Source organism: Pseudomonas cichorii, assembly GCF_003700275.1.
GTDB classification, from domain to species: domain Bacteria; phylum Pseudomonadota; class Gammaproteobacteria; order Pseudomonadales; family Pseudomonadaceae; genus Aquipseudomonas; species Aquipseudomonas cichorii_B.
Genome location: NZ_RBRE01000048.1, coordinates 1 through 16,358 on the forward strand (window position 1 = coordinate 1; position 16,358 = coordinate 16,358).

At 58.5% G+C, this 16,358-nt stretch carries 14 protein-coding genes; 7 read left to right on the forward strand and 7 right to left on the reverse strand.

Translation table 11 applies throughout. The annotated features are described in order from the left end of the window. Both ALQ04_RS13115 and ALQ04_RS13120 read left to right on the forward strand, forming a co-directional pair. Positions 1 to 2,259: RHS repeat-associated core domain-containing protein (locus ALQ04_RS13115; protein ID WP_122316186.1), on the forward strand; the 2,259-nt coding region annotated here is incomplete at its 5' end. Positions 2,260 to 2,517: 258 nt separating this feature from the next. Continuing rightward, positions 2,518 to 5,265 carry an RHS repeat domain-containing protein gene (locus tag ALQ04_RS13120; RefSeq protein WP_122316187.1) on the forward strand — a complete coding sequence of 916 codons (2,748 nt, stop codon included), beginning with the start codon at positions 2,518 to 2,520 and terminating at the stop codon, positions 5,263 to 5,265. A 270-nt stretch (positions 5,266 to 5,535) separates the two neighbouring features. Here the strand turns inward: ALQ04_RS13120 and ALQ04_RS13125 are convergent, their stop codons facing one another. The 3 genes from ALQ04_RS13125 to ALQ04_RS13135 all read right to left on the reverse strand — a co-directional run bounded on the left by ALQ04_RS13125 (position 5,536) and on the right by ALQ04_RS13135 (position 8,285). Continuing rightward, positions 5,536 to 6,693 carry a phosphatidylserine/phosphatidylglycerophosphate/cardiolipin synthase family protein gene (locus tag ALQ04_RS13125; protein WP_122316188.1) on the reverse strand — a complete coding sequence of 386 codons (1,158 nt, stop codon included), beginning with the start codon at positions 6,691 to 6,693 and terminating at the stop codon, positions 5,536 to 5,538. 150 nt (positions 6,694 to 6,843) lie between these two features. Continuing rightward, positions 6,844 to 7,182: an amidase gene (locus tag ALQ04_RS13130; protein WP_122316189.1), complete on the reverse strand. Its 339-nt coding sequence runs from the start codon at positions 7,180 to 7,182 to the stop codon at positions 6,844 to 6,846. Beyond that, positions 7,179 to 8,285, reverse strand: a complete 1,107-nt coding sequence (locus tag ALQ04_RS13135; protein ID WP_122316223.1) for a serine hydrolase — start codon at positions 8,283 to 8,285, stop codon at positions 7,179 to 7,181. Before ALQ04_RS13135 ends, ALQ04_RS13130 begins: the two co-directional genes overlap by 4 nt. A 245-nt stretch (positions 8,286 to 8,530) precedes the next feature. On the opposite strand from ALQ04_RS13135, the gene olsB reads away from it, so the two are divergent. Together olsB and ALQ04_RS13145 are read left to right on the forward strand one after the other, a co-directional pair. After that, on the forward strand, positions 8,531 to 9,286 hold the full coding sequence (gene olsB, locus ALQ04_RS13140) for an L-ornithine N(alpha)-acyltransferase (RefSeq protein WP_122316190.1): 756 nt from the start codon (positions 8,531 to 8,533) through the stop codon (positions 9,284 to 9,286). Next, positions 9,286 to 10,077, forward strand: coding sequence for a 1-acyl-sn-glycerol-3-phosphate acyltransferase (locus ALQ04_RS13145; protein WP_122316191.1), 792 nt, complete (start codon positions 9,286 to 9,288; stop codon positions 10,075 to 10,077). The genes olsB and ALQ04_RS13145 overlap by 1 nt, the downstream gene beginning before the upstream one ends. Here the strand turns inward: ALQ04_RS13145 and ALQ04_RS13150 are convergent. Next, on the reverse strand, positions 10,035 to 10,634 hold the full coding sequence (locus tag ALQ04_RS13150) for an ACP phosphodiesterase (protein WP_122316192.1): 600 nt from the start codon (positions 10,632 to 10,634) through the stop codon (positions 10,035 to 10,037). The genes ALQ04_RS13145 and ALQ04_RS13150 overlap by 43 nt on opposite strands. Positions 10,635 to 10,790: 156 nt before the next feature. Here ALQ04_RS13150 and ALQ04_RS13155 point away from each other — a divergent pair, with 156 nt between their 5' ends. Genes ALQ04_RS13155 through ALQ04_RS13165 form a run of 3 tightly spaced genes read left to right on the forward strand, consistent with a single transcriptional unit; the run spans position 10,791 to position 13,368 of the window. Further along, the gene (locus ALQ04_RS13155; protein ID WP_122316193.1) at positions 10,791 to 11,105 is read left to right on the forward strand and encodes a helix-turn-helix transcriptional regulator; all 315 of its coding nucleotides are present in this window, start codon (positions 10,791 to 10,793) and stop codon (positions 11,103 to 11,105) included. 26 nt (positions 11,106 to 11,131) lie between these two features. Next, on the forward strand, positions 11,132 to 12,298 hold the full coding sequence (locus ALQ04_RS13160; RefSeq protein ID WP_122316194.1) for an MFS transporter: 1,167 nt from the start codon (positions 11,132 to 11,134) through the stop codon (positions 12,296 to 12,298). Positions 12,299 to 12,318: 20 nt separating this feature from the next. Next, a complete protein-coding gene (locus ALQ04_RS13165; protein WP_122316195.1) occupies positions 12,319 to 13,368 on the forward strand; it encodes an alkene reductase in 1,050 nt (349 codons plus the stop codon). 70 nt (positions 13,369 to 13,438) lie between these two features. On the opposite strand, the gene ALQ04_RS13170 is transcribed toward ALQ04_RS13165, so the two are convergent. The 3 genes from ALQ04_RS13170 to ALQ04_RS13180 all read right to left on the reverse strand — a co-directional run bounded on the left by ALQ04_RS13170 (position 13,439) and on the right by ALQ04_RS13180 (position 16,299). After that, positions 13,439 to 14,293, reverse strand: coding sequence for an ATPase (locus ALQ04_RS13170; protein WP_122316196.1), 855 nt, complete (start codon positions 14,291 to 14,293; stop codon positions 13,439 to 13,441). A 77-nt stretch (positions 14,294 to 14,370) separates the two neighbouring features. Continuing rightward, a complete protein-coding gene (locus ALQ04_RS13175) occupies positions 14,371 to 15,363 on the reverse strand; it encodes an NAD(P)-dependent oxidoreductase (protein WP_122316197.1) in 993 nt (330 codons plus the stop codon). A gap of 36 nt (positions 15,364 to 15,399) precedes the next feature. Next, complete coding sequence (locus ALQ04_RS13180) at positions 15,400 to 16,299, reverse strand: LysR family transcriptional regulator ArgP (protein ID WP_122316198.1); 900 nt, start codon at positions 16,297 to 16,299, stop codon at positions 15,400 to 15,402. Between the last annotated feature and the right edge of the window lie 59 nt (positions 16,300 to 16,358).

Consider the following 16,358-nt stretch of genomic DNA (forward strand, 5'->3'; position numbering starts at 1 on the left):
TTCCTGCTGGCCGTGGAAATACCGGATTGGCCACAGCCTGAAGACGAGCGCGATGCACTTCTGGAAGGTAATCCTCTCGAAACACAGTGGACGTTCAATGCCGTGAGCGAGGCCATCAAGCAAACCGATGCCATGAACCATCAGCAGCACTTCCGGCAGACAGTTGCCGGACAGTTGAAAGCCGTAGATCTGAAGCTTGCAGGAACCGTGCAATCGCAAACGCTGGTCAGCGATATCCACTACAACGCCTTCGATCAGATCGAGCAGGAAACCGCAGACAATGGCGTGATCAGCCGCTCACTCTACGATCCGCAGGATGGCCGGTTGATGGAGCGCAGCACCGAACGCTTGCAACACCTCAAATACATTTACGACCCTGTTGGCAATATCCTGCAGATCGAAGACGCCGCGCAGCCGATTCGTTTCTTTGCCAACCAGCGTATCGAGCCCATCAGCCATTACCGCTACGACACACTGTATCAACTCATCGAAGCCACAGGCCGTGAGGTCAGTACCGGTGCCAGTCATGGGCCGGCCTTGCCCGACCTGCAAAACCTGCCGCCCGATCCAAATCAGATCAGTCATTACACCCAAAGCTACGACTATGACGCAGCAGGCAATCTGTTGAAGATGCGCCATGTCGGCGCGCAGTCATTTACCCGCACCATGCACGTGGCCCCCGACAGCAATCGCAGCTTTTCGGACGATCAAACCGGGGTGGATTTCGACGCCAACGGCAACCTCCTGCAGCTGATACGGGGTCAGGCGCTGGAATGGGATTTGCGCAATCAATTGCAGCAGATCACGACCGTGACCCGAGCCACCGAAGCCAGCGATCACGAACGCTATATCTACGACGGCCAGGGCCAGCGCTGCCGCAAGATCAACAGCGCGCAAACCTCCAGTCGCACATTGAATAATGAAGTCCGCTATCTGCCAGGAGTGGAAATCCGCACCACTGCCGATGGCGAAATCCTGCATGTCATTACCGCCAAAAATGCACGGGTATTGCACTGGCAAGCTGGCCAACCAGGCGGTATCGCCAACGATCAAATCCGCTACCACATCAGCGATCATCTCGGCTCAAGCACGCTGGAGCTGGACCAACAAGGCAGCCTGATCAGCCAGGAAAGTTACTACCCGTTCGGCGGTACTTCATGGTGGGCGGGACGTAACGCGGTGGAAGCGAAGTACAAGACGGTGCGCTACTCAGGCAAGGAGCGCGATATCAGCGGGTTGTATTACTACGGTTTCAGGTATTACGCGCCGTGGTTGCAGCGCTGGATCAATCCGGATCCTGCGGGAGATGTGGATGACTTGAATCTGTTCGAGGCTCTTCACAACAATCCGCTTACCAATATTGATCCAGAAGGGAATAAACCCGTCCCGGCCATCGCCCATTACTTCTGGGAAGGCAGCGATATTCCGGAATCGTATCTGCAAAACATTTTAATGTTCAAAGAATTCAATCCTGAGTATGCAATTAATGTGTGGACCTCAAAGCCCACGCAAATACTGAATACGCTGACCGCCCTTGAGGAAAGCCTTGAGCCGGCCAAACGGCATCTGGCTTACGCTCACGGTGATGCCCTGATGATTGGCGAAACTCATGATTTATTCAAAGAGCTTGCCGTGGTTTATCCACAAGCTAACAAACTGGAATCACTCTTTGCCCGGGAAAGCACGGGGCCGTTTAAAAACCTGGCAAGCGCCAGCGACATCGCAGAACTGGCGGCTGTTTACGCCAAAGGCGGGTTATACACAGATGTGGACGTTGCCATAGGAATGCCCCTTGAAACTCTGGAGGCCCCACATGATTTCCTCGCTCATATCGAAGGACCGCGGGTCTCTAATGCTGCCATTGCCGCGCCCCCCAGGTCTGAGTTCGTCAAAAGCCTGCTCGACAACATTATCGAGCTTTATACAACCAGCCCTTCAATGCTGATCGATAACGAAAACGCCGGCTGGGCTAAAAAAAGAAGCACCGAAGGAAGTGGGCTGTTCAGCCGCCTGAAACTGACGATGCATATGACCGGCCCCTCAATGATCAGTGGTGCGCTTCCGGCATCGTTACAAAACAGAGAAAGCTATGCCCTTCCCAAAGGTGGCTTTTTCTATCGCGACGGAAGTACGCCAGCATTTTCACTCAATAACCCACGAACGCTTACGCAGATTTTTACCCACGGGTATACCAGAGGACTGAACGGTGAAGGCAACTGGTCGAAGATAAGGCCAGGAAGAAGGGCTTCTGTTGCCTAGCGGGATTCATTCGCGAAAGCTCTGGCCAGACAATGATTTTTATCGGCCGCTTCGTGAATAAACCCGCTATTACCGATGGCACTATATTTAGTGTTTTTCCTGAAATACCGCTGTCGCGAGGATGGGTATATCACGTTGTAGGAGGGGGCTTGCCCGCGACAGGACAAGACGGTATCTCCCTGATTATTGATATACGGTCAAATCAGCCAAAGCAGTTGAACTAAACTCATTGCAGATCGCAGACAGGGACGCTTGCGAATGAACATGGCTCTGCATGCCCACACCCCAGCACTGGTTGCCATCGACCCGCGTGGCTTGGCGATACGCAGCATTGCCTTTTGCCGCCGCGAGCAAAACCAGCCTGTGGATGAGCGGGTAACGCACCAGTTCCATGACGCAGCGGGTCGGCTGGTCAGTCAGCGTGATCCACGTCTTGTTCATTGCAATCTCAACACGACTTACAGCCTCAGCGCTCAGATGTTGTTCTCCGACAGCGTCGATGCCGGTTGGCGGCTCGGTTTGTTGGGTGACGCGAACCAGGTCGTTGAAAGGTGGGACGGTCGCGGCAGCCAGCGCCTGATCGAATACGACGAGTTACTGCGTCCGCTGGCGATCACCGAACAGATGCACGTCACCGAACGTTTTAGTTATGCAGGGCCCGATGCTTTTGAACATAACCAATGTGGCCGGTTGATACGCCATGACGATACAGCGGGCACTCGGTATATACCCGATCACGGTTTACTCGGAACTGCGCTGAGTGAGGTTCGGCAGTTCCTGTCAGCAGTGGAAACACCGGATTGGCCACTGGCCGAGCATGAACGCGATGCTCTTCTGGAAACCATTTCTCTGCAAACTCAGTGGACGTTCAATGCTTTGGGCGAAGCCATCGCGCAAACCGATGCCATGGGTCATACGCAACACTTCAGACAGACCGTAGCCGGGCAATTGAAAGCCGTCGATCTGACCCTGGACAGGGCGACACAACCACAGACGCTCGTCAGCGAGATTCTTTACAACGCCTTCGATCAGGTCGAGCAAGAGACGGCGGGTAATGGCGTGGCCAGTCATTCGCTTTATGACCCGCAGGATGGCCGGTTGATGGAGCGCAACGCCGAACGCTTGCAACACCTCAAATACGCTTACGACCCGGCCGGCAATATCCTGCAGATCGAGGACACGGCACAGCCGGTTCGTTTCTTCAGCAATCAACGTGTCGAACCAATCAGTCGCTACACCTATGACACGCTGTATCAACTCGTCGAAGCCACAGGCCGCGAGGTGAATACCGGCGTCAGTCATGGCCCTGCCCTACCCGATCTGCAAAACCTGCCAGCCGATCCCAATCAGGTCAGCAATTACACGCAAAGCTACGACTACGACAGCGCTGGCAATCTGTTGCAAATGCGCCATGTGGGCGCTCAAGTCTTTACCCGCACCATGTGCATGGCTCCCGACAGCAACCGCAGTCTGCCTGAAGGTGAAACCGATGCGGACTTTGAAACAGGCTTCGACGTCAATGGCAACCAACTGCAACTGGTACGTGGCCAGGCCCTGGAATGGGATTTACGAAATCAACTTCAGCAAATCATTACCGTCACCCGAACAACCAAAGCCAGCGATCACGAGCGTTATATCTACGATGGCCAGGGTTTACGCTGCCGCAAGATCAACAACGCTCAAGCGTCCAATCGCATCTTGATCAGTGAGGTCCGCTACCTGCCAGGACTGGAAATCCGCACCACCGCCGATGGTGAAATCCTTCACGTCATCAGCGCCCACAACATACGAATATTGCACTGGCAGACGGGGCTTCCAGCGGGCATCGCCAACGATCAAACCCGCTACAACCTGAGCGATCATCTGGGATCAAACACGCTGGAACTGGATCAGCAAGGCAACCTGATCACCCAGGAGAGTTATTACCCGTTTGGTGGCACTTCGTGGTGGGCGACCCGCAGTGCTGTGCAAGCGAAATACAAAACAGTTCGCTACTCAGGCAAGGAACGGGATGCGGGCGGGTTGTATTACTACGGTTTCCGCTATTACGCGCCATGGCTGCAACGCTGGATCAATCCAGACCCGGCAGGGGATGTGGAGGGGTTGAATCTTTTCTGTTTCGTCGCCAACTCACCCATTATGAATAATGACCTGGACGGCCGGATGTATAGCGGCAGAGGTGATCCCGTCGAGGATGCGATTGAAGCACAGGGACACACCATCCTCTATCGCGGCTTGAGTGATTTCCCGGAGGGCATGAGTAACGCGCTGGAAAAAGGGTTTGAAAATACGCATATCATTTATGAAAACGCCCTGTACATGATTAAACTTCACCCAGAAGAAAGTGCCAGTATCATGCGCAGCTTTTTCGGCATTCGTTATCATGGCGTCACCCCTGACATCATACGAACCTGGGAAGACAATTACCTACGCGCCGCAGAATATCGAGGCGAACAGGGGGAAAGAAATATCGTGGGCATCCGCTCAAACATAGACAGACTCACCGCCTTTGTTTTTCAGGAAGACCCTCTTGGCCGGATCATCATAGACACTCGACACATAGAACAAGAAACGCTACCGCTTACGATAGGGCATGAATTAAGTCATTTAAAAAATGTCATTGAAAGTCCAGTCGTCACCCCGGGAACTCAAGACTATTACTATCTTTTATCTTCCCAGGCTTCAGCACTGACAAGCGATAAAAACACATTTAACCATCATGACTACCGGACGGTAGCCGAAATGATTACGGGAGGTGGATTGACCCCGCAATATTTTTCAATGTTCAGTACGCTGGGCAACGCCTTCACCAGTCAGGTCAAGGCCCTTCACCCTGCCCCAGAAAGCATTACCGATTTGCAGAGTGCAATAACCGGATTCAATCAAAACCCTGACATTATCGCCAGCATGTCTGCTGACAATGCTGATAGCTTGATTCATGCGGCCTACCACTTGAACCTGCTTTACAAGAAAAATCTTTCACAGCAGTTGGCAACCCGACACTAAAGGCTTTGTACGAATAGTGGCTGTGCTCGGTGATGCTGCGTTAAAAACAGGCTCGGAATGCTCACTTACCATTCGTAAAGTCGAGCGCGACTCCGACCGTTCCTCGCCTGTTTTTGCCTTGCCTGACCTTCGCTCGCCGACTTTTGGTACAGAGCCTAAAGTACATAGAGCAGCACCAAGAGCGAATTCATTGGCGAAAAGGCCGTATATCCAGCAGAGACTCGAAAACAGTCTTCGCGGATGAATCCGCTCCTGCATGGCCTGGAGAACTCAGTTACGCCGATCCAGCAACTTGACCACCAACCGGTCAATCCAGCCCCAGAGCCGCTGCTTGACCCGCCGCCACAAGGGCCGGGCTTTCCAGTCGGCCAGGGTGATGCTGGCGCTCAGGGCGAAGTCCTTTTCAAAGCTGGCCACGACATCGCGGGTCAAGCCCGGGTCGATGGCTTCAAGGTTGGCTTCAAGGTTGAAGCGCAGGTTCCAGTGGTCGAAATTGCACGAGCCAATGCTGACCCAGTCATCGATCAGGACCATTTTCAGATGCAGGAAGCGGGGCCGGTACTCGAAGATTTTTACCCCGGCCCTGAGCAGACGCGGGTAATAACGATGCCCGGCATAGCGCACCGAAGGGTGATCGGTGCGTGGACCGGTGAGCAGCAGGCGCACATCGACGCCCCGCACCGCGGCCCTGCGCAACGCGCGACGGACTTTCCAGGTCGGCAGGAAATACGGGGTTGCCAGCCAGATCCGTTTTTGCCCGCTGTTCAGGGCGCGGACCAACGATTGCACGATGTCGCGATGCTGACGCGCATCGGCATAGGCCACGCGGCCAAGGCCCTGGCCTGAAACCGGGACTTTGGGCAAATGGGTCAGACCGAAGTTTTCCACCGGGCGCCAGGCCGTGCGGCGCTGGTTGGCGTGAAACTGGCGATCGAACAGCGCCTGCCAGTCGATCACCAGCGGGCCGCTGATTTCCACCATCACCTCATGCCACTGGCTGGATGGCTGATCCGGCTCCCAGAACTCATCGGTGACACCTGTGCCCCCCACCACCGCCAGGCTCTTGTCCACTACCAGCACCTTGCGATGGTCGCGATAAAGATTGCGGATGCCACGTCGCCAGCGAATCGGGTTGTAGAAGCGCAGGCTCACACCGGCGTCGGTGAGTTGTCGGCGCAGGCCGCTGTTGAAAGCCTGGGAACCGAAGTCGTCAAACAGACAGCGCACGATCACACCACGCCGCGCAGCCTCGACCAAGGCCCGAACGATGGCGTCCGCACAAGCGCCCGCCTCGACCAGATACAGCTCCAGGTCGACCTGCTGCTCGGCACGGTCGATGGCGGCGATCATGCGCGGGAAGAAGGTCGGGCCATCAATCAACAGTTGGAATCGATTGTCCTGACGCCATGGGAAGATCGCACCGGCCACGTCAACGTGCCGGGACAGTCAGAACAGCAGTCGCGAGAGCGGCACAGGCCAGCAGCGGACGAGGTGTGTTGGGCATGAAAACTCCATGTGCACATTCGAGGGCAACCTTATCCGCCTGTCTGACCGCTGGCAAATGACTCCGTTCGTCGATCAGGGTTGTTCAGGCAGCAAACGGCAGCCCTGGCGCTCGCCCAGCCATGCCGCTCGACTGCTGCGCCCCATGCCGCTGGCGCTGACCGACTTGCTGGCCTCATCGTCACTCAGGGTGCCGGGAATGTATTGCTTGACGTAACCGCGGCAGTATTCGGCAGGATTGTTCATCACATAGCGACAGGAGCAATACTCCTTGGCGGTGTAGGCACTGATGATGCCTGGAAAGGACTGCAAGGCCACCCGGTATTGCCAGGCCAGCACTGCGAGAATGAACAACGCCAGCAGCAACAGGCTGGTGAAGGGGCGACGCAGGATAAACATTCGGCGCGTGCTCATTGCCCGCCCTCCTTCTTGAAGGCCGTTCGCAACAACTGGAGCATGCGGTTGTGGTCATAGCTGCCGTCGCGATCATCGGCATAGCGCACGATCACCAGCCCTTCGCCGGGCATCACATACAACGCCTGCCCCCAATGCCCGAGCGCCGCGAAAGTATCAGGCGGCGCATCCGGCCAGGGGCCTGCGCCATTGTCATGCGTGCGGTTGAGCCACCAGTGACCACCCGGCACTTCAGAACCGGCCTGCACGTTCTCGCCCTTGAAGGGCGTCAGCACGAAATCCACCCAGGCCTTGGGCAGCAACTGCCGCCCCTGCCACTGCCCGCCTCGCTGCATCAACAGGCCGATGCGGGCCAGGTCGCGAGCGGTCATATAGGTATAGGAAGAACCGACAAAAGTACCGCTGCCATCGGTTTCCCAGGTTGCGCTACGAATACCGAGCGGGTCGAACAGGGCGGTCCACGGATAGTCCGCATAATTCGCTTCGCCGACCATGGTTTTTAGCGCGGCCGCCAAAACATTGCTGTCGCCGCTGGAATAGCGATACGAAGTGCCCGCGGCGCTGGCAAAGCCGTGGCTGGCCGTGAAGCGAGCCATATCGCCACGGCCGCGGGTGTAGAGCATGGCGACCACTGAAGAGTTGAGCGGCGCGTATTCATAGTCTTCCTGCCAGTCGAGGCCGGATGCCCAGTGCAGCAGGTCCTTGATGGCAATATCGGGGTGCGCCTGGAACGGGCTGTAGAACTTCGCGACGGCGTCGTCCGGTTGAAAGCGCCCTTCCCCGAAGGCCACACCCAGCACCGTGGCCAGCACGCTTTTGCTGATCGACCAGGTCAGGTGCGGTGTCTGGGCCGTGGTGACTCCGGCATAGCGCTCATACACGATGCGCCCGTCACGAATCACCAGCAACGCATCGCTGCGAACACCCGCGCGAGTCGCGTCGTCACGAGGCGGGAAAGCGTAGTCCTCCAGTGCCTTGAGAGCGGCAGTCCTGGACACCGGCTGGACGGCCCATTGTTCACCGGGCCAGGTTTCGGCCAGTGCCGAGCAGACATTCAGGCTCAACAGGACAAGCATGCACAAGCGAACAAAACGACGGGACATGGCCGGAGTCTCGAAACGACAAACAGCACACATTAACGGGCGTTCATGACGATTGTGCAGGCGCGAACAAATTCGCTACCTGCCAGCCCATAGCAGCCAGCCCACACCTGTCCCCCTCGTCACACAACCATCACCAAAGCTTCACGGTCATGACACGGCATCTCCCTAGCCTGCACCTACAGCAACGCGCTTGGACAATTCAGTCAACCGGCCGCACTTGCATGGCTGGCTCATGGAGACTTGGTATGACCCAGATAGCCCGCATCCGTGACAACACTTCTGACCGTCGTCTTCAGGCCGAGCGCCTGATCGGAGCATATGCCTTGCAGGAAGCACAGGCGTTGCGTTTCAGCGTGTTCAGCGAAGAATTCAACGCCCGTCTCAAAGGCGCTGAACAAGGCCTGGATATCGATGACTACGATGTGCACTGCTCGCACATCGGTGTTCGCGATCTGAATACCGGGCGTCTGGTGGCAACCACTCGTTTGCTCGACCACAAGGCCGCCAGTTCACTGGGCCGCTTCTACAGCGAAGAAGAGTTCAGCCTGCATGGACTGCTGCATCTGCAAGGCCCGATTCTGGAGCTGGGCCGTACTTGCGTCGATCCGGCCTATCGCAATGGCGGCACCATCGCGGTGTTGTGGAGCGAACTGGCTGAAGTGCTCAACGAAGGCGGCTACAGCTATCTGATGGGTTGCGCCAGCATCCCGATGCAGGACGGTGGCATCCAGGCCCACGCGATCATGCAGCGTCTGCGCGAACGTTATCTGTGCACCGAGAACCTGCGCGCCGAACCGAAAAATCCATTGCCGACCCTCGATATCCCCGGCAACGTCATCTGCGAAATGCCGCCGCTGCTCAAGGCTTACATGCGCCTGGGCGCGAAGGTCTGCGGCGAGCCTTGCTGGGATGAAGATTTCCAGGTCGCCGATGTGTTCATCCTGCTCAAGCGCGACGAGTTGTGCCCGCGCTATGCCCGTCACTTCAAGGCTGCCGTGTGATGAGCCGCATGCGCAGCTATGCGCGGGTTGCACGGGTCTTGCTGGTGATTGCTGCCGGTCTGACGATTGCCGCAGTCTTTGCCGTCATGGAGCGCTTGAAAGTCGGCAGTTCCATGGAACGCCGCCAGCGCTGGACGCGCTGGTTCATGGCCCGTCTGAGCAATGCCCTGCCGTTTCGCGTGACCATCAGCGGCGAGCTGCCGCGCCAACCGATGCTGTGGGTCAGCAATCATGTGTCATGGACGGACATTCCATTGCTGGGCATGCTGGCGCCGCTGTCGTTTCTGTCCAAGGCCGAGGTGCGGACCTGGCCGGTGGCCGGCTGGCTGGCGCTGAAAGCGGGAACCCTGTTCATTCGGCGCGGTGCGGGCGACAGCCGCCTGATTCAGCGTCAGATGGGCAGTCACCTGCAACAAGACACTTCGCTGGTGATCTTCCCGGAAGGCACCACCACCGATGGCCGTAGCCTGCGTACGTTTCATGGCCGTCTGTTGTCCAGCGCCATCGAAACCGGCGTGTGGCTACAGCCGGTAGCGATTGCCTATTCGCGTAACGGCAAGCCTGACCCGATTGCACCGTTCATTGGCGATGACGATCTGCTGTCGCATTTGCGTCGCCTGTTCGCCCATGAGCAAGGCGATGTGCATATCCAGTTGCTGACGCCGATCCCGACAGCCGGCCAGGAACGTGCCGCACTGGCATTCCAGGCACAACAGGCAGTTCAGGTCGCGTTGTTCGGTGAGACGGCTCAGCCAAGCGAAGTGCTGTCGCGCCCGGCCAGAGCTGCCTGAGCGAAATCCTGCAACAGCGGATAGAACTCGTCGAAGTCCGCACTCAAGGGTTGGTACAGCGCCTGCAATTCCTGCATGGCGCCGGCCAATCCTTCAGGCCGTGACAGACGCCGGGAAATCCCGCCCAGTACCTGCTCCAGCACCTCGAAATCGCGATATGAACCCAGCCAGTCCTGCGCAGCCATGCGCGGGGCGATCATGGCCAGTCGCTCAGGCAATTGCGGCTCGGCGGCCAGTGCGCCATACACCTTGCGGGTGAAGGCCTCCAGCGGGATATCGGCGTAACGATGCCAGTCGCGAGCCAGGCAATGGTCGAAAAACACATCCAGCATGATCCCCGCATAACGACGCCGCTGTACCGGGAATCGGCTCATCGAATCCTTGATCAGCGGATGGTTATCGGTGAACGAATCGATGCTGCGATGCAGCCGGATCGAGTCTTCGAGTTCTGCAGGAAAACGCCCTGGCAACGGCCCTTTGACGAAATCGCCATACAGGCTGCCAAGCAATTGGGCGGGCCGCTGGCCGCCAAGATGAAGGTGTGCGAGGTAATTCATGGAGCAAAGCCTACGCCGTTTTCAGGCGGCGGGTCCATATATCGTTATAACCCGATATAGCGATTCGCCCCTTGCTTAGCGCATTTTCATATTTGTATATCGCGAAATACAGATATAAAGTTCGCTGCATCGCGATATACCGTTAGTGAGAACGACATGACCATCGACCTCGACGAAATAATAAAAGCCCTGGCGCATCCTTTGCGCCGCGAGATCCTGACCTGGCTCAAAGACCCGCGTGGCTGCTTTCCGACCCAGGAATACTCCATTGAACACGGCGTCTGCGCCGGCCAGATCGACCAACGTGCCGGCATGTCGCAATCCACGGTTTCCGCCCACCTGGCCACCCTGCAACGCGCAGGCCTGATTACCAGCAAAAAGGTCGGTCAATGGCATTTCTTCAGACGCAATGAAGAGGTCATCGAAGCGTTCGTCGCTGCCCTGGTGCAAGAACTGAACAACCGGCCCTGATGCACAGCCTCAAAAGGAAACCTTCCGTGCCCCTTCCCTTGCTTATCCTGGCCCTGAGCGCCTTCGCCATCGGCACTACCGAATTCGTCATCATGGGCCTGCTGCCCGATGTCGCCGCCGACCTGGGTGTTTCGATCCCCGGTGCCGGCTGGCTGGTAACCGGTTATGCCCTGGGCGTTGCGATTGGCGCCCCATTCATGGCGCTGGCCACGTCCAGGCTGCCGCGCAAGGCCGCACTGGTCGCATTGATGGGCATTTTCATCATCGGCAACCTGCTCTGCGCCCTGGCCAGCGACTACAACGTGCTGATGTTCGCCCGGGTCGTGACAGCGCTGTGCCACGGTGCATTCTTCGGCATCGGTTCGGTGGTTGCCGCGAATCTGGTTCCGGCCAACCGCCGCGCTTCTGCGGTGGCCCTGATGTTCACCGGCCTGACGCTGGCCAACGTGCTGGGCGTGCCGCTGGGCACTGCGCTGGGCCAATACGCAGGCTGGCGCTCGACCTTCTGGGCGGTGACGGTTATCGGCATCATTGCCTTCATCGGCCTGGCTCGCTTCCTGCCAAGCAACCGCGAAGAAGCCAGACTCGACATGCGCGCCGAACTGGCCGCGCTCAAGGGGGCCGGTATCTGGTTGTCGTTGAGCATGACCGCGCTGTTCGCCGCGTCGGTGTTCACCCTGTTTACCTACGTTGCGCCGCTGCTGGGCGAAGTCACCGGTGTGTCGCCGCGCGGCGTGACCTGGACCCTGATGCTGATCGGCCTGGGCCTGACGCTGGGCAACGTGCTTGGCGGCAAGATGGCTGACCGCAGTCTTCCGTCCACCCTGATCGGTGTGTTCATCGCCATGGCCGTTGTTTCCACAGTCCTGAGCTGGACCAGCGTGGCGCTGGTGCCGACTGAAATCACCCTGTTCCTCTGGGCGGTTGCCGCCTTTGCCGCAGTGCCTGCCCTGCAGATCAACGTGGTGACCTTCGGCAAGGCGGCCCCCAATCTGGTGTCGACCCTGAATATCGGTGCCTTCAACGTCGGCAACGCGCTGGGCGCGTGGGTTGGCGGCAGCGTCATCGCCCACGGCCTGGGCCTGACACGCGTGCCACTGGCCGCCGCTGCGCTGGCCGTGCTCGCGCTACTGGTCACCCTGATTACTTTCCGCCAGACCGCCAATCCCGACCTGGCTCCCGCTAGCAATTGATCATTTAGAGGGTTCGACGCATGACAACTATCTTTGACCCGATCACCGTAGGCGATCTGCAATTGCCTAACCGCATCATCATGGCCCCGTTGACGCGCTGCCGCGCCGACGAAGGTCGTGTGCCGAATGCGATGATGGCCGAGTACTACGTACAACGCGCCTCGGCAGGCCTGATCATCAGCGAAGCCACCTCGGTCACGCCAATCGGCGTGGGCTATCCGGACACACCGGGTATCTGGTCCAACGATCAGGTGCGTGGCTGGAGCAATATCACCAAGGCAGTACATGGCGCCGGTGGCCGCATTGTCCTGCAACTGTGGCACGTGGGGCGTATTTCCCACCCGTCCTACCTGGACGATGAAACTCCAGTGGCGCCAAGCGCGGTCAAGCCAGCGGGCCATGTCAGCCTGCTGCGCCCGAAAGCCGACTACGTGACGCCTCGCGCACTGGAGCTGGCAGAAATCGGTGATGTGATCGAGGCCTATCGGGTCGGCGCGGAAAACGCCAAGGCTGCCGGTTTCGATGGCGTGGAAGTCCATGCCGCCAACGGTTACCTGATCGATCAGTTCCTGCAGACCAGCACCAACCAGCGCAACGACCAGTACGGCGGCTCGGTGGAAAACCGCGCCCGCCTGCTGCTGGAAATCACCGACGCGATCATCGAAATCTGGGGACCGGGCCGTGTCGGCGTGCATCTGGCACCACGCGCAGACCTGCATGACATGGGCGACGACAATCTGGCCGAAACCTTTGGCTATGTCGCGACCGAGCTGGGCAAGCGTGGCATCGCGTTCCTGTGCTCCCGCGAGCAGGACGCCGACGACAGCCTGGGCCCACAACTGAAGAAGGCTTTCGGTGGTGTGTACATCGCCAACGAACGCTTTACCAAGGCCACCAGCAATGCCTGGCTGGCAGCAGGCAAGGCCGATGCCGTTGCTTTCGGTGTGCCTTACATTGCCAACCCGGATCTGGTCGAGCGCCTGGAAAAGGATGCCCCGCTGAACCCGGCCAATCCTGACACCTTCTACGCCAAAGGCCCGGTCGGTTATATCGATTACCCGCGCCTGTAATCCTGGAACGCGCTGAAATCAAAAAGCCCTGGCTCTCACGAACCAGGGCTTTTTACTTTGACGCCAAACCTCAACGACTGCTGTTGAGCTGCTGCGACAAGGTCTGGATCTGACTGGTCAGGGTGTTGATGCTGCGGGTCACCTGAGCACGAAAGGCATCGAACTCGGCGGTATTGCCCGCAGCCGAAGGTGCCGGGCGATTTTCCTGCTCGCTCTTGAGCACTACCAGATCCTGCTCCAGCCGCTCGATGGCCGCCGACGGATTACCCTGTTTCTTCAAGGTCGCGACATCGGCACTCAGGCTCTTGAGCTGGGCATCGAGTTTGCCCTGATCGCTTTGCGCAGCCTTGAGGTCCGGCAAGGCGGCCTTGAGGGCAGTCAGTTCGATGGCGACATTCTTCAGTTGTTCCTGCAACTGCGCGTTGTCATGCTGTTGCTGCGCCGCCTGGCTGGAAATCTGCTCCAGGCGCTTGTCCAGGCTGCTTTGCTGGCCTGCGACACCTTCGCGTTGCTTGTCCTGGTCTTCCAGTTGCGCTTCGAGCAGCTTGATACGTTGCTTGAGTGCTTCGCCATCGCTGGACAGCGATTCGGTGGCGACCACCTTGCCGGAAATATCCTGCAGGCGACCTGCCGCTTCTTCGCTGATGCGCGCAAAGCTTTCCTGGGTCGCGACCAGTTGCTGTTCCATCAGGGAAACCTGCTGGAAACTCCACCAGCCCAGACCACAGAAGGCAATGAACAGCGCGCCGACCAGTGCCCAGAGCGGCCCGGTGCTCGGTCCTTTGACCTTGACCACCGGCGTGCTGCGCGAGTAGACCGTGGTGCGCTCACGAGCGCCCTTGGCCGGGACGAAATCATCGTCATCGTCGTCCTTGGCGCTGAGGTTCGGAACGTCATCGACGTCGTCGTATGGATCGTTACGCATGGGTAACCCTTTAGAAACTGTTGAACCAAAGTCGAGCAGTATAACGAGGCTCGTCAGTTAATTGATCGGCCAGGGTGTCAGGATTTGTGCTGCGCCTGCCACCAGCCACAAAACTCATCCAGCGCGGTCCAGAGGCTGACCTTTGGCTGGTAATCCAGATAATGCCTGGCCCGGCTTATATCAAGCGTGAAGTCCTTGTTCATGACCTGCATTCCCAACCTCGACAGCGTGGGCTCAGGTCGACCCGGCCACAACAGGCATGCACCTTCGTTGAGCGCCGCTGCGGTGTACGCCAGCCGATACGAGCGATAGCGCGTGACCTGCGGCAACTGCATCTGGCGCATGACGTAGTTGATGGCATCCCACAACGGCACCGGCGCACCGTTGCTGATGTTGTAGGCCTTGCCCAACGCCGAACCCGCTGCCAGCAGACTGCTTAACATGGCTTCGTTAAGATTCTGCATGCTGGTGAAATCCACCACATTCAGGCCATTGCCGACAATCGACAGGCGCTTCTTGCGCTGCATGTTGAGCAGCCGCGGGAAAATGCTGGTGTCGCCCGCGCCGGTTACAAAGCGTGGTCGCAAGGCGATGACTTCCAGGCCGAACTCTTCGGCGCCAAACACCTTTTGCTCGGCGAGGTACTTGGTGCTGGCGTAGTGATTGTGCAAGCGCCGGGGCACTTGCTCTTCCTTGATGTCGCGGTGCGAACGACCGTCGAAATAGATCGACGGCGACGAAAGATGGACAAGCCGCCGCACTCTTTGTTTCAGGCAGGCCTCGACAATATTTTCGGTCAGTTGCACGTTGCCCTGAACGAAATCCTGGCGCGTGCCCCAGACACCGACCGCTCCGGCACAGTGCACCACGGCCTCCACGTCATGACACAAGGCCTTGACCAGCTCGGGGTCCGTCAGATCGCCCTGGATGAATTCAGCGCCGCGTCGCACCAGATGCTCGACACCCGTGGCCCGTCGACCATTGATGCGCACGCTCATGCCCTGCTCCAGGGCAAAACGCGCAAAGCGTCCGCCAATGAAGCCGCTTGCGCCGGTGACCAGAATCTTCATTTACCGCTCCCACATTTCATATGTCTGCACTGACGCTCACTTGTCGCCCAGCGGCACCAGCCATTGGCTCGCCTGTTGCGCCAGGTGCGCCGTGAGGCGGGTCAGCAATTGACCGCCAGTACGCCAATGGTGCCAATACAAAGGCACATCAATGTAGCGATCCGGCACCAGTTCGCGCAGCGAACCATTGTGCAATTGCGCCTGCACCTGCAACTCGGGCACCAGTCCCCAGCCGACGCCGGCCTCGATCATGCGCACAAACCCCTCCGAAGAGGGGCACAGATGATGCTTGAAACCGCCCTCGATCCCAAGCAGTGCCAGGTAGCGATGCTGCAGAAAATCATCGGGACCGAATACCAGCGCTGCCGAATGCATCAGCTTTGCCGAGCTGACACCATCGGCAAAATGCCGCTCGATGAACGCCGGACTGGCCAACGCACGATAGCGCATGGCACCGAGCAACTGACTGCGCGCACCGGCCACCGGTCGTTCGCTGCCACACAGGCAGGCGGCCACTTCTCCGGCGCGCATGCGCTTGAGGCCGACGTCCTGATCCTCGACCACCAGGTCCAGCAACAGCCGTTGCTCGGCACAGAAGGCGCCGACAGCAGGCGCCCACCAGGTCGCCAGACTGTCGGCGTTCAGTGCGATGCGCAGCCGTTCGGGCATGCCCTCCTCGTCCAGCGCAGGCACCTGGCTTTGCAGGTCACGCTCAAGGAGGCGCACTTGCTGCACATGGTTGAGCAGACGCCTGCCGATATCGGTCGGCGTCGGTGGCGTGGCCCGCACCAAGACCGGCTGGCCGATGCGCGCCTCCAGCAGTTTGATCCGCTGCGAGACGGCTGACTGGGACAAGCCCAGCACCTGGGCGGCCCGCTCAAAACCGGCCTGCTCGATGACCGCCGCGAGGGCCGAAAGCAATTTGTAATCGAACATCAGTTTTCCTAATGAGGAATCAGGAATATTGGTTTTTCTTATACACCGACAGGGATGAC

What these genes read in the sequence shown, in the direction of transcription:
- ALQ04_RS13135 (WP_122316223.1), bottom strand. Translation starts at nt 8,285, where the DNA reads ATGTCCCGTCGTTTTGTTCGCTTGTGCATGCTTGTCCTGTTGAGCCTG.
- ALQ04_RS13155 (WP_122316193.1), top strand. Translation starts at nt 10,791, where the DNA reads ATGACCATCGACCTCGACGAAATAATAAAAGCCCTGGCGCATCCTTTG.
- ALQ04_RS13165 (WP_122316195.1), top strand. Translation starts at nt 12,319, where the DNA reads ATGACAACTATCTTTGACCCGATCACCGTAGGCGATCTGCAATTGCCT.
- ALQ04_RS13130 (WP_122316189.1), bottom strand. Translation starts at nt 7,182, where the DNA reads ATGAGCACGCGCCGAATGTTTATCCTGCGTCGCCCCTTCACCAGCCTG.
- ALQ04_RS13170 (WP_122316196.1), bottom strand. Translation starts at nt 14,293, where the DNA reads ATGCGTAACGATCCATACGACGACGTCGATGACGTTCCGAACCTCAGC.
- ALQ04_RS13145 (WP_122316191.1), top strand. Translation starts at nt 9,286, where the DNA reads ATGAGCCGCATGCGCAGCTATGCGCGGGTTGCACGGGTCTTGCTGGTG.
- ALQ04_RS13120 (WP_122316187.1), top strand. Translation starts at nt 2,518, where the DNA reads ATGAACATGGCTCTGCATGCCCACACCCCAGCACTGGTTGCCATCGAC.
- ALQ04_RS13180 (WP_122316198.1), bottom strand. Translation starts at nt 16,299, where the DNA reads ATGTTCGATTACAAATTGCTTTCGGCCCTCGCGGCGGTCATCGAGCAG.
- ALQ04_RS13150 (WP_122316192.1), bottom strand. Translation starts at nt 10,634, where the DNA reads ATGAATTACCTCGCACACCTTCATCTTGGCGGCCAGCGGCCCGCCCAA.
- ALQ04_RS13175 (WP_122316197.1), bottom strand. Translation starts at nt 15,363, where the DNA reads ATGAAGATTCTGGTCACCGGCGCAAGCGGCTTCATTGGCGGACGCTTT.
- olsB (WP_122316190.1), top strand. Translation starts at nt 8,531, where the DNA reads ATGACCCAGATAGCCCGCATCCGTGACAACACTTCTGACCGTCGTCTT.